This is a genomic window from Nitrosomonas communis (assembly GCF_900114745.1).
GTDB classification, from domain to species: domain Bacteria; phylum Pseudomonadota; class Gammaproteobacteria; order Burkholderiales; family Nitrosomonadaceae; genus Nitrosomonas; species Nitrosomonas communis_A.
Map to the genome: position 1 here is coordinate 1 of NZ_FOUB01000085.1, position 12476 is coordinate 12476.

At 44.7% G+C, this 12476-nt stretch carries 12 protein-coding genes; 6 read left to right on the plus strand and 6 right to left on the minus strand.

The window, feature by feature from the left end:
* The first annotated feature begins 89 nt into the window (after positions 1-89).
* Entirely contained in the window at positions 90-275 is a 186-nt protein-coding gene (locus BM122_RS18395; RefSeq protein ID WP_074906995.1) for a hypothetical protein, read from the plus strand.
* 37 nt (positions 276-312) lie between these two features.
* Here the strand turns inward: BM122_RS18395 and BM122_RS25480 are convergent, their stop codons facing one another.
* Positions 313-435, minus strand: coding sequence for a hypothetical protein (locus BM122_RS25480; RefSeq protein WP_256212196.1), 123 nt, complete (start codon positions 433-435; stop codon positions 313-315).
* Between the two features lie 385 nt (positions 436-820).
* On the opposite strand from BM122_RS25480, the gene BM122_RS18400 reads away from it, so the two are divergent.
* Positions 821-1189 carry a hypothetical protein gene (locus BM122_RS18400; RefSeq protein ID WP_143083527.1) on the plus strand — a complete coding sequence of 123 codons (369 nt, stop codon included), beginning with the start codon at positions 821-823 and terminating at the stop codon, positions 1187-1189.
* A gap of 975 nt (positions 1190-2164) precedes the next feature.
* Complete coding sequence (locus tag BM122_RS18405; RefSeq protein WP_074906997.1) at positions 2165-2941, plus strand: PRC-barrel domain-containing protein; 777 nt, start codon at positions 2165-2167, stop codon at positions 2939-2941.
* A gap of 695 nt (positions 2942-3636) precedes the next feature.
* On the opposite strand, the gene BM122_RS18410 is transcribed toward BM122_RS18405, so the two are convergent.
* From BM122_RS18410 to gnd, 4 genes are all read right to left on the minus strand, one after another.
* On the minus strand, positions 3637-4323 hold the full coding sequence (locus BM122_RS18410; RefSeq protein ID WP_143083528.1) for a Kazal-type serine protease inhibitor domain-containing protein: 687 nt from the start codon (positions 4321-4323) through the stop codon (positions 3637-3639).
* Between the two features lie 764 nt (positions 4324-5087).
* Positions 5088-6587 (minus strand): carboxypeptidase M32, encoded by a 1500-nt coding sequence (locus tag BM122_RS18415; RefSeq protein WP_074906999.1) that lies wholly within the window; start codon positions 6585-6587, stop codon positions 5088-5090.
* 184 nt (positions 6588-6771) lie between these two features.
* Positions 6772-8148, minus strand: coding sequence for a glucose-6-phosphate dehydrogenase (gene zwf, locus BM122_RS18420; RefSeq protein WP_074907000.1), 1377 nt, complete (start codon positions 8146-8148; stop codon positions 6772-6774).
* A gap of 10 nt (positions 8149-8158) precedes the next feature.
* The gene (gene gnd, locus BM122_RS18425; protein ID WP_074907001.1) at positions 8159-9178 is read right to left on the minus strand and encodes a phosphogluconate dehydrogenase (NAD(+)-dependent, decarboxylating); all 1020 of its coding nucleotides are present in this window, start codon (positions 9176-9178) and stop codon (positions 8159-8161) included.
* 505 nt (positions 9179-9683) lie between these two features.
* Here gnd and msrB point away from each other — a divergent pair.
* Genes msrB through BM122_RS26625 form a run of 3 tightly spaced genes read left to right on the plus strand, consistent with a single transcriptional unit; the run spans position 9684 to position 10667 of the window.
* Positions 9684-10202, plus strand: a complete 519-nt coding sequence (gene msrB / locus BM122_RS18430; RefSeq protein ID WP_074907002.1) for a peptide-methionine (R)-S-oxide reductase MsrB — start codon at positions 9684-9686, stop codon at positions 10200-10202.
* Between the two features lie 19 nt (positions 10203-10221).
* Positions 10222-10446, plus strand: coding sequence for a type II toxin-antitoxin system HigB family toxin (locus BM122_RS18435; RefSeq protein WP_256212198.1), 225 nt, complete (start codon positions 10222-10224; stop codon positions 10444-10446).
* Between the two features lie 11 nt (positions 10447-10457).
* A complete protein-coding gene (locus tag BM122_RS26625) occupies positions 10458-10667 on the plus strand; it encodes a helix-turn-helix domain-containing protein (protein ID WP_256212199.1) in 210 nt (69 codons plus the stop codon).
* A gap of 401 nt (positions 10668-11068) precedes the next feature.
* On the opposite strand, the gene BM122_RS18445 is transcribed toward BM122_RS26625, so the two are convergent.
* A partial coding sequence (locus BM122_RS18445) for a hypothetical protein (RefSeq protein WP_218152158.1) occupies positions 11069-12476 on the minus strand: 1408 nt, incomplete at its 5' end.

Consider the following 12476-nt stretch of genomic DNA (forward strand, 5'->3'; position numbering starts at 1 on the left):
CAATTATTTGTTGGAATGCCTTTTACCATACCTTGCTCTTGGCTGCTTGGTTGGCAAACATCCCGGCTTGATAAACGGGTTATGCACTTATGATACGAATTCACCATGCAAAAAAGAATTGGGAAAGAAATAAACAATTTAAATCTAGCCAAGCAGCAAAAATGGCGATTATTGCTAACTACAAAACAGCTGCATACAGTCAACGAGAAATTGGAGAGTACAATCAATTGCACCAACGGTGGCTGAGGTTATTGTTTGCAAAAATGAGTTCTTGATCCTATACCTGGCCCCATTTGCACTAAAAAAGGAATATCACGGGCTAATTTGACGTTTGATTTTATCCAGCGTCTCCACTTCATACTGCTTGATCCAGCGCCGAATCAATTTGGGCAGCATCTCTAACCGCTTGCCTACCATAACATAGACATAGGACATGTTTTGATGAGGTTTACACTTTGATGCTTTAAGCTTAAATTCCAGCGTTAATGTTCACAGCCATAATCTCTTTATCTTTTAATCTCATTGCCAACTCCTCATTTAATTCCATTACCAAATCAAAAATGACGCGAAGGCGAGCCGCAGACAGTAAAATAATACGGCAAGGAGAAGCCGACATAGTCAGTTTTGATTTAGAAATGGAATAAGCTATCAACGAAAGTAATTGGATCAAACAGATGCTTATTGATGATAGCCAACTACGAGAACGACTCATGTTATAAGACGATTATTTAATCCTTCGTGCGGTATCGTACAGATAAGTTTATAAGAACTGGGTTAAGATTTCGATACAGCGATTATGCTGATTAATTTGGAGGCTATCATGAAATTCACTTTAAAAAACACAGTTCGGTCTTCGATATTTGCAAGTCTTATCTTTTTTGGTCTGAATGGTATCCTGCATGCTACAGAACGCGGTGATAGAAGCTCTATGGGGCAGTCTTCATCACAGGGTAGTTCTATGCCAGGAGGCTCCTCATCTGGACAGGGAAGCGCTCCAAGCTACGATGAAAAGAGGTCTATCGACCCTTCCGAAGAGCCTTACTCGAGCGGAGACAAAGGCATGGCGCCAACTTCCACAGGGTCGGATAATGCTCCTGGACCCGCTGAGCAGCCGGGCGCAAAAAGGGGAGAAAGTAGCTCAGCGACTGGACAGCCTTCGTCGCAAGGTAGTTCCTCAAGCAACCGATAAAATATGCGGCGCAACTATTAAATAAATACGAATCTGATGTGAAAGATGTAGGAGGATAATTTTTATCCTCCTACATTCTTGCCCTCTTTCTCTCTGGACCACTCTTTTTAAGATTTCCAAATATGCTTTATCACGTAACATAGGCGGAGATCGCAGCAAAAACATTTAGCATATAAAAAGACCGGCTCAGGTTTTTTGAAACGCTTAGAATGGTTGTGGCTGATGACAACGAGTTATGTCATGGCTATTGTCTGATGGATTACCATTATCATCTCATCAACGAAATACTTGATGACAATGCAATTTGTCATAGAAGACGTGCAACATCAATCTGAAATAGGGTCAAATTTGAAAGGCCAGATTTAGTTACGAGATGAAGCTTCTGTAACTGAAATGTAAAAAAATTGGAAAAGAAAAAGATGATTTAAATATATCCAAGCAGTAAGAATGGTCGATTACGCAAAGCCTTTATTTGTCTAGAATTTCAGTGTAATACAAAGACCGCAAAACGGCGTTTGAGGTTATTGTTCGCAAGAACAAGAATTCTTGACTCTGGATCTGGCTCCATTTGCTATCCATTACCTAATAAGGTCATACCGATTAAAATTCATATAAAACCAGTACTTATCTGCTACAGCTTGATAGATATCAAGACACATGGTTCGAGGTGGTATAGCCAAAATAAAAACCCTTTTTCTGGTTTATGTACGCTTTCGTACAGATAACTACCTGATCTTCCTGCTAGGATGAATTCTCCTTTTACAAAGGAGGCTCATAAATATCACTAGCCAATCGGTGCTGACGCTTGTGATAGGGATATTTTTTGTTAACGACGTGGTTTTGAATTGTTATTAGCAGCAAAATTAACATGGCTAATCACAGTTCTTTAAAGGCTCCACCAAATTAAATTAATAGGCATCGACCTGCCTGATTGCGTGTCGATAAATTAGTCAAAAAATCAATAGGAGTTAAATCATGATACATAGTAAATTTCTTTTCAATATAGCGTCCATAATCGGCCTCAGTTTTCTATTTACCTGCGTATCCGCACAAACTAATGATAAGCAGGATTGGGAAAAGGGCAGTCAGTCGAAGAGTAATGCTGAACAATCTTATGGTAGTGGCGAGAATGTTGAATGGGGCGCCACCGATGTGGCCTACGATATAACGGCCACAAATCTCATGGATATGAAGGTTGTTGATCAGACTGGCAAGAAGATTGGTGAAATTGATGATTTGATATTGAGCACAAAAGAAAAAGTCGCTTATGCAATATTATCAGTTGGCGGCCTACTCGGTATGGGTGATAAATTGGTCTCTGTCCCATTTCAGGATATAGAAATACGCAAAGCAAAGAAAGAAGCTGTCATTAATCTTTCTAAGCAAGAGTTAGAAAAAATGCCTGAGTTTAAATCAGAATCTGTAGAAAGCCGTCCTTACCAGGCAGATGAGCTCCCTGCAAGCCGTGGTGCTGAAGATTATGCTATAAACGCTAAAAAGCTTTTTGGTGTAGACATCGTCGATAAAAATAGCAAAAAAGTAGGTGAGGTTGATGACTTGTTATTGAGTCAAGATGGCAAAGTTGTGTATGGAATAGTGGATGTTGGTGGCATGCTCGGCATGGGTAAGAAATCGGTTGCCGTCCCATTTCATCACTTATCAGCTAATAGAACAGAAGAGAGAATTTTATTAAATGTTACTAAGGAGCAGTTAGAAAAAGCGCCAGAGTTTAAATTTAGAAATAAGGATTAATAAGCTTACTCCTTACCTCCGGGCAAGCTCGGAGGTTCTATTACATACCCACCTTAGAACACATTTTGCATGTTTTTTACCAAGCTACTAATCTCCATGTGTGCACTGAATCTCCAGCGCATAAGTTGTTGAGTGAAAGATACACTTATTCATCACCCATCATATTTTTTCTCAGCACTGAGGCTTGAGTGGTAATTTGGATATTCCCAGTTGGGAAAGAAAAAGACGATTTAAATCTAGCCAAGCAGTAAAAACGGCCGGTTGCGCAAAACCTTTGTCTGAAATTACAGTGCAACACAAAAACCGAAAAACGGCGATTATTGCTGCCTACAAAACAGTTGCATACAGTCAACGAGAAATTCACCAACAACGGTTGGGGCTATGGTTCGCAAGAACAAGAATTATGGATTCTGAATCTAGCCCGCCCCATTTACACTTATAAATTTCAATTCATAAGATAGCAAGACGCCCAGCGTGAGTTAGTCCGAGGGCGTTCTGAACGCTTAATGCTTTTATTCTAAAGAGTAGATAACTTGTAACTAAGCGTTCTTGGTGGATAAATGTATGAGCTCCCACTCACCTTTATTCACCGTTAAACTTCCCTATTAAAGAGCGGAATCGCAATCGTCAGTTGGATCGCCGATCCAAATCAAATCTTGTGAGCGCCCACTTCATGCAGCAATTCCGCCGAATATTTATGGTTGAGATGGGTTGCATTCACCAACATGATCAATGGAAGCGCCTGCTGCTGCTGCCTCGCATGCATTCCCATAGGTTATTCCATTGCAACCACAGACTGGCTCATACTGTTTTGTGCAAATAGTAGGTTTGTCCTTGCAGGTGCCCTCTGCGTCGGCAATCTGACAATGACCGATACCGAAATCACAGTATTGTTGCGTACTTGCACATTGTTTCCCCTGGATTCCGCCACAAGTTTGCGGTTGGTTCATTACATCAATAGGTTCACAAGCTTTAGTTAATTCTACGTTATAGAAAGTACCAGAAGGAGGATGAATAGCGTTTAACCTCTGTATAAAATCAATGAATTTTTCTGTCGTTGCACTAAAACCCGCCTCGGCACATAAAGACAAGCCACCTTCTATAAAAATAGGTCCTCCTGCTCTAGGGCTATATACATACAAAGTATCCACAGCTCCATCCTTAAACGCATGCCCGATAACCTTGCGAACTTTTTGTTCAGAAGCAGAATCAACCGCGCCTCCAGTACCCCCAATATTCACATTAACGGCACGATGTTCCGCAAGCGCGGATATTGTATTGAACAAGAACATTCCACCTATTAGGATATATCCTAATCCTTTCATTTTTCTACCACTTATTAAAACACAAGAATTAACTAACCAAGTTATGAGCGTGTTCATAGCTATTACCTCCATAGGTTAAAAAAGAATTTATTTAAATAAGAATTTCCTCAACGATGAAATATTAATGCGTCTCTCAATAATCTCAGAGTTGACACAGCTATTACGATTGGCCATTATGGCTGTATTTCATCATTCCTGTATAAATGCTAATAGGGTTGATTAATTTACCATATCAGCTATATTTGGTCCCTTTTTTGATGCTGAATTGCTGCCATCATCCTTCTTTTTATTGCTTCCTGCTGCATGGCGGAACGAGTTAGGTGAGGCATTATTTCCAGGCACTACAAGGACATTAGAGTGTTAGCCAGTAATTCCATTCTTATTTCATAAGTATATTTATAACCTAAGGCCATGCAACGATGGATTGAACACATCCATGGTCTTTTTCTATGTCACACTGCTGCTTTCACGTAGCTTTCAAGCACGTGCTGGCTGTCCAATATACGGTTAAGGAATGATTGCTCTTGTAGCTCCTCCAAAAGGTTTTCGACAGGATGGAGTGCCGGCGAGTACGGCGGTAATATGAGCAAGCGCAGTTTCTCAGTTTTTTCGCAGTTTTTATGTGGAAGCTTAATTCCATTTCTAAATCAAAACTGACTATATCGGCTTCATCTTGCTGTATTATTTTTACTGTCTGTAGCTCACCTTCGCGTCATCTTAGATTTAGAAATGGAATAAGAACTGGGTTGCATGCCACAGCTAAATCTGTCGAAGTGGAGGTTTTAAAGCTGAGCGTGTCCGTTAGCTAGTTGGCCGGGCTACTATAAATATTTCCGCTTCAAGTACCCTAGAAAGGGTTGCGACGACAAGTCTTGGCCGGTCACACGTCGGATCAGTTCCTGTGGGAAAAAACTTGAACCGTGCTGATAAATGTTCTCCTTCAGCCAGGAATGCAGTACGCTAAAATTTCCGTGCGCCATCGCCTTGGGTATTTCCGGGTGAGCCTTAAGAGCAGCATCGTAGCACTGGGCGCTAAAGAGATTTCCAATCGTATAGCCTTGGAACATTCCACCAATGCTTCCGTAATACCAATGCACATCCTGAAGGCAGCCTTGAGAGTCAGATGGTGGTCGTACGCCCAGGTCAGACTCATACCGATCGTTCCATATGCCAGGAAGATTTCTCACCTTAAGTGAGCCGTCCAAAAGCTGCGATTCGATGTCAAAGCGAATCATGACGTGCAGATTGTAGGTTACTTCATCGGCATCAGTTCGAATCAACGAAGGTTCCACACAATTAATGCCATGATAGAATTCATCTAACGAAACATCCTGAAGCGTATCAGAAAAATGAGCCTGCAGATGAGGATAAAAATATATCCAAAATTCGCGCGACCGACCTACCAGGTTTTCCCACAGTCGGCTTTGGCTCTCGTGAATCCCGGCGGAAGTGCCATGGCCCAGAATGGTTCCGTCCAAGCTTGGCGAAAGTCCAAGTTCATAAAAGGCATGACCGGACTCATGTATGGTACTGAAAATGCCGTCACAGAGATTCGTCTCATCGACCCGGGTCGTAATACGGACGTCCCCGGCTCCAAGCTTTGTCATGAACGGGTGATGAGTAAGATCCTGGCGCCCACGATTGAAGTCATAGCCGATACTCTGGGCCAGCCAATTTAAAAATTCCAATTGCCGGGACTTAGGATAGACCCGTGACAAGAAATCAGTCCGCGGTCGGGTGCGAGATGATAACTCTCGGACCAATGGCACGAGATCCTGTCGAAGGTCGGCAAAAAGCGTCTTGAGACCTGTGGTCGTCATGCCGGGGTCAGCATCCTCAATGTGCGGATCCATGGGATGAACCCATGCGGTCTCACCGGAGTTGAAAAAATCCGAGATGGCCTGTGAGTATCTGACCGCCTTTTCCAGAAACGGCGCCACTGCGTTGAAGTCATTCGCTTTCCGAGCATGGATCCACACGTCGTAAGTCTCGGCCATATGTTGAAGAAATTCAGCCTTGAAAGCGGAAGGGATTTTGGACGCCCGAGTAAACTGACGACGGGCCAAGCGCAGGAATGCCTGGTCGTCTGTGGACAACATTGCATCTGGCATTCCCGATGCGGTTTCCAGAAGCGCGGCCACAGCTGGATCGATCAATTTTTCGTGGGCGACCTTTTCGACCGTAGCAATCATACGGCCGCGTGACGCTGTTCCGTCTTGAGGCATATAAGTAGACATATCCCAATGAAGCACGGAGCCTGCCCGCCGCAGGTCATCGATTTCGGCAAACCGGTCCTTTAAAAACTGGAGGGCTGTATGCATGAGACCATTTTCCTTTCTGAAGTGAGCGGCATGGTGGAAAAATTAAAACGCTTATTCATAGAAAATAAAGGTATAAGAATGTAGATAAAGTGTCAAACACATTGGCCAGAAATCAAAAATTCAAAAATTTGGTATCTTATTGGCAGCAAAAATTGCTGAATTTCAGATCTCGAATTCCTTACTCTCAACCGGTGACTACCGGGTTTTGCCACCCTCCGGGTGGCATGACGCGCTGATCGAGCTCTGTCGGCCCCCAGGTCCCCGGCTCGTATTCGTATACCGGAGTGGTCGTTTTCAGGATGGGGTCAATGATACGCCACGCCTCTTCCATGTAGTCCTGGCGCGCAAACAACGTCGCATCACCCTGCATCGCGTCATCGAGTAAACGTTCGTAGGCATCCGCCTGCTCAGCACCTGGGTGGCGAGTCGCCAGCAACTCAATTTGCTGGCCGACCATCTTATCCTCCGGATCGTTCACTGTCAGGCCGAAAGCACCGGTGATATCCGGACTGATACGGAAACGAAAGTAGTTTCTCTGTGGATTGCAGGTCGAAAACACTGTCGGTGGCCGACGCAAGCGCACCAGGATCTCCGTGCATGTCACAGGCAACGCCTTGCCAGCGCGGATATAGAACGGTACGCCTTGCCATCGCCACGAATTGACCTCCAGACGCAAGGCCACGAACGTCTCAACCTGCGAGCCCGACGCCACGCCCGCTTCTGTGCAATATCCTCGGAACTGCCCGCGAACCAGGTTCGTCGCTTCAATCGGCGAAATGGCCTTCAATACCTTTACCTTCTCGTCGCGCACCGACTCACTATCAGTGCGTACTGGCGGTTCCATTGTCAGATTGGTCAACACCTGGAAGAGATGATTTTGCACCACATCGCGGATGGCGCCGACCTGGTCGTATAATGCACCACGCCCCTGGACCCCAAAATTCTCTGCCATGGTAATCTGTACGCTCTCGACGTGGTTCCGGTTCCAGAACGACTCTAACAGCGCATTCGTGAACCGGAAAAACACCATATTGTGTACTGGTCGCTTGCCGAGGTAGTGGTCGATGCGGAAGATGGCTTCTTCGGTAAACGTTTTCAGCAGAATGTGGTTGAGTGCCTGTGCGGACGACAAGTCTCTTCCAAACGGTTTCTCCAGGATGACGCGTGCCCCATTGGTGCAGCCGGCCCTGGCAAGTTGTTCGATCACAGTTCCGAAGAGCGCAGGCGGGATGGCGAGATAGTGTACGGGTCGTATTGCCGCCCCCAGCTCTTTGCGGATAGCTTGGTAGGTAGCCGCATCGTTGTAGTCGCCGTCTACATAGCGCAACAACCCTGACAGGGTGTCGAAAGCTCCGGCATCGAGCCCGTCGTGCTTCTCGATACTCTCCCGAGCACGTGCACGCAGTTGCTCAAGCGACCACCCGGACTTAGCCACGCCAATTACCGGCACGTTCAAGTTGCCGTGCTTCACCATGGCGTGTAATGACGGGAAGATCTTCTTGTAGGCGAGGTCGCCCGTTGCACCGAAGAAAACCAGCGCATCGGAACGCAGGCCACTCATAACCAGTACCTCACTTCTCTGGTTTCTCTAAGTGACCGCCGAATTGGAGGCGCATCGCTGAGAGCAATCTATCCTGATAATCCGCCTCACCGCGCGAACTGAAGCGTTGATAGAGCGCGGTGGAGAGCACTGGCACTGGCACGGCTTCGTCAATCGCCGCCTTGATCGTCCAGCGCCCTTCGCCGGAATCGGACACCCGTCCGGAGAATTGTTTCAGATCGGCATCTTCGACCAGTGCTGCCGCTGTCAAATCTAGCAACCATGAAGCAATGACACTGCCACGCCGCCACACTTCGGCAATGTCACGTAAATTGAAGTCATATTGATAATGTTCAGGATCTCGCAGCGGCGTCGTCTCGGCATCGACCACATGCTCCTGTTTGCCGATATTGGCATCGCGCAATACTCCCAGCCCCTCGGCATACGCAGCCATCAGGCCGTACTCGATGCCGTTGTGCACCATCTTGACAAAATGTCCGCCCCCGTTCGACCCGCAGTGCAGGTACCCCTGTTCCGCCGTACTACCGATCTCATCGCGGCCAGGCGTGCGCGGGATGTCGTTTCCTCGCCCGGGCGCCAAGCACGCAAAAATCGGATCAAGGTGCTGGACCACCTTGGGTTCGCCGCCGATCATCATGCAATATCCGCGCTCCAGACCCCAAACCCCACCGCTCGTCCCGACATCCACATAGTGGATGCGCTTGGCGGAGAGTTCTTTTGCGCGCCGGATATCATCGACATAGTGTGAATTACCGCCGTCAATCAGGATATCGTCTGGATCCAGCAACGGCAACAGGCCTGCGATCGTCTTATCTACCACCGCCGCAGGAACCATCAACCACACTACCCGCGGCTTAGCGAGCTTCTCCACAAGATCGGCCATTGACACGGCGCCAATGGCTTTCTCCTTCACTAATTCTTTCACCGCTTCCGGCGACAAATCGAATACCACGCACTCGTGGCCGCCATTGATTAGGCGCCGCACCATATTGGCACCCATTCGTCCAAGACCGATCATACCTAATTGCATTATCGTTCTCCTCTTGAGCGTGACTGCTTGTTTCAAAGCGGACGCACCTTACCCTCTCGAAGATGCCAATGAATTCTTCATGCCGGCGCGCAGTTTATAGGAAAAATAAACACTATTTTCTATTAGAAATGAAAGTACTAGAAAGCGGCTGAAGTGTCAAACACATTGATAAACCATCCAAAAGCTGGTTACGTATCCTTTGTTGCCTCTCCTTCCAAGCACAGAATACTTAAGGAGAAAAAGGCCGACCAGTCATCAGGACGAGAGCGACCGGAGGGTGACACTGATCCACATTACTAAACGGTGATTGTTCGGGAAATTTGTAGCGTAATTCAAACGAAGCGCTTTTGAATAAATGATAATTGAAACAAGTGATTCCATGCCTCAGCTATCAGCATTGGTTTATAGATTTCCATTGTGTTACTCAGTAGCCACAAAACAGTTTACGCTAATAAAAACTAGAAAAGTCAGTTCACGCGCACCCTTGTCAGTAGGAGAAGATTTCATGAAACGACGTACTTTGTTACAAATGCTCGGCTTGGCAGCCGTGTTTCCGCTGATTCCCGCATGTTTTCGCGCACAAGTAGTAGGAGAAGCGATCCACCCTATTACGCCCCTCAACAAACCACATAAGGAATGGCGTGAATTGCTTTCACCTAGGTCATATCAAATACTGTTTGAAGAAGCAACCGAACGCCCGGAATCCAGTAACCTGGTTTATGAGGAGCGTGCAGGCACCTTCATTTGTGCCGCCTGTTATCTCCCCTTATTTGAAAGCGCACATAAATACGAGAGTTGGACGGGCTGGCCAAGTTTTACCCAGCCTATTGCCGGGCACATAGCGACTAAAATCGACTTCAAGATGATCTGGCCACGCACGGAATATCACTGCGTGCGCTGTGGAGGTCATCAAGGCCATGTATTCAGTGATGGCCCGCCTCCGCGTGGAGAACGCTGGTGTAATAACGGGATTGCTCTAAAGTTTGTGCCAAAAGACGAGCAACTCCCAGCGCTTAGAAGCTGATAGGATCAACTACTCTCGGTTGAGCTTTTTTCTTACCAGCTCCCGCATACTCGCTGGGGCTCATGCGGAGGCAAAAGCAGATTTCAAAGATGCCAGTACCCTCAAAGATAGCAGAGTAATATTTAATATTGCCAGTAACAAATACCGGCTGGTGGTATGGATTAATTATGTCTACAGTGTAGTATATATCCGCTTCATAAGCACTCATGCTCAATGTGATCAAATTGATGCACAAACTATTTAATTAAAAAGATCATGGATATCAAATCAATCAAAACTGACGCCGATTATCACGCAGCATTGAATGAAGTTGAAACTCTCATGACGGCCGAACCCAACACGCCAGAAGGTGAAAAACTAGATGTTCTGGTGACATTAATCGAAGCTTATGAACGCAAACACTACCCTCCCGACCTGCCGATCCCATTGAAGCCATCAAATTTGGAATGGAACAGAAAGGTTTAACGGTCAAAGACCTGGAACCAATGATTGGAGAGAGTAATCGAGTGTACGGGATTCTTAATCGCAAACGTTCTCTGACACTTAAAATGATCTGGAAACCACACCAAGAACTAGGTATTTCCGCTGAATCTCTGATAAAACAACCATCTAATCCGTATAATGCTTAAAAAGCCAACTAATTCCGATCGCTTGGGAAGCGATCAAACCATCCACAAAATCGTCTAGACACCAACAATCAAATGTGCCCATATCCCCCACTGTACTCCCGCCACACCTTCGCCTATACAATGCTCTCATAAGGAGAATCGTTTCTGGGCAGCCCAACAAATGGGGCACAAGGATTGGGAGAAAACCAGAAAAACCTAAGAACGATAGATACCGTTATAAAGGAACAAGAGATTGTTCTAGTTTGCATGGCTCAATAATTCTTTCGCTTTCACAAAAACATAGCCAGGTTTTGAAGTAATTTTTCTTAATTCTTCCTCATCCCTTTTTGAGAAAGTATGTATCAACCCAAGGGTAGATAAAAGTGTAGTTAGTGACAATTCTGGTGACATTAAATCTGTTCCATATCCATAAATTGCCACTGTCAAGCCAAGCATACCAGCTACATTGTTAAATCTTCTTTCCCCCCTGATATTTAATGAACTAAGTTCTGCCGCTACTTCTTCAGTACTAGCTCGGAGTTCTCGTATTAAATTCTTTGTTTGATCCTCTGTATGATTAAGCTCGTACGCTTTATTGGACGCAATATTTATTGCAAATTTTTCTCTTAACTGAGGTAGAGCACTTTTTGCTTCTTCCCTAAGTTGTACTACCTGCTGTACCGAAAGCTCCTTGATCCATGGCAAGTCTGTTGAATGCGCTAATTCCCATGCTTCTATATCATTAGATATGCTTCGTCCTTCCAAATTTCTCAAAGCATTAAATGTAACGCGTGAATTGGAAAAAATTGCAGATTCTTGTACTGATTTTGAATAGAAACTCATCAGAATTTCTTTTATTTCAGCTGACACATTTTTTTTAAGATTCTTAAGAGCTATTTTCTTAGTTATTCTTTTTTTGCTACTTGAGGTATGCTCAAATAGTTGAACTAATGGCGGTTCATAAATAATACCTGTATCTAATGAGAAACCATGTTCTTCACGTCGCATTTTGATTTCTGATTTGTAATCGTCTAGCGTCTCTTCTGCAAGGCTGCCAATTTTTCTTATTAATTCTGAGTAGCATGAGTTGCAGAATCCCGCTGAAGGATTTAAAAAACTTATTACTCCCTTATTAAATAAAGGCACCAGTTCATGTAGAACAGTGATGTCGTGATACAGTGCTACGATTTCATAATCTGACCAATCTTCGTTATCTAGAAAAAGTGTGGTAAATGGGTCATGTATATTTATGCTATCTGAATACAAACCCAGTGTTTGGGCAAATCTTCGGGTATTTTTTAACCGACATCTAAAATCTAAACATTTTCCATAACGTGAGAATGGATTCATTCCACTAACAGGCGTAACTATGAATCTTCCATCTGTTTTAAGCTCCTTATCATCAATATACACATAATTATTTTGTGTCCATTCTGCGTGTCTACGTAATTCTGGTAAAAGATTTAAGAAGTCTTTTTTGACATCATCAAATGACTCATGATTTACGAAATCAGAACACAATAATCGTGCAACTGGTAGTAATGAATCCGGTATAGACAATATTATTCCTAAGAAGCTGTCTGGCAAAACGATTTCCATTAAAATCATGGATTTTGATAACAAGCTAAGAAATGTCATACAAAACAGATATAAATGATAAGGAATG

What these genes read in the sequence shown, in the direction of transcription:
- BM122_RS26625 (WP_256212199.1), top strand. Translation starts at nt 10,458, where the DNA reads ATGGATATCAAATCAATCAAAACTGACGCCGATTATCACGCAGCATTG.
- BM122_RS18405 (WP_074906997.1), top strand. Translation starts at nt 2,165, where the DNA reads ATGATACATAGTAAATTTCTTTTCAATATAGCGTCCATAATCGGCCTC.
- BM122_RS25480 (WP_256212196.1), bottom strand. Translation starts at nt 435, where the DNA reads ATGTCCTATGTCTATGTTATGGTAGGCAAGCGGTTAGAGATGCTGCCC.
- BM122_RS18415 (WP_074906999.1), bottom strand. Translation starts at nt 6,587, where the DNA reads ATGCATACAGCCCTCCAGTTTTTAAAGGACCGGTTTGCCGAAATCGAT.
- BM122_RS18410 (WP_143083528.1), bottom strand. Translation starts at nt 4,323, where the DNA reads ATGAACACGCTCATAACTTGGTTAGTTAATTCTTGTGTTTTAATAAGT.
- gnd (WP_074907001.1), bottom strand. Translation starts at nt 9,178, where the DNA reads ATGCAATTAGGTATGATCGGTCTTGGACGAATGGGTGCCAATATGGTG.
- BM122_RS18400 (WP_143083527.1), top strand. Translation starts at nt 821, where the DNA reads ATGAAATTCACTTTAAAAAACACAGTTCGGTCTTCGATATTTGCAAGT.
- zwf (WP_074907000.1), bottom strand. Translation starts at nt 8,148, where the DNA reads ATGAGTGGCCTGCGTTCCGATGCGCTGGTTTTCTTCGGTGCAACGGGC.
- BM122_RS18395 (WP_074906995.1), top strand. Translation starts at nt 90, where the DNA reads ATGATACGAATTCACCATGCAAAAAAGAATTGGGAAAGAAATAAACAA.
- msrB (WP_074907002.1), top strand. Translation starts at nt 9,684, where the DNA reads ATGAAACGACGTACTTTGTTACAAATGCTCGGCTTGGCAGCCGTGTTT.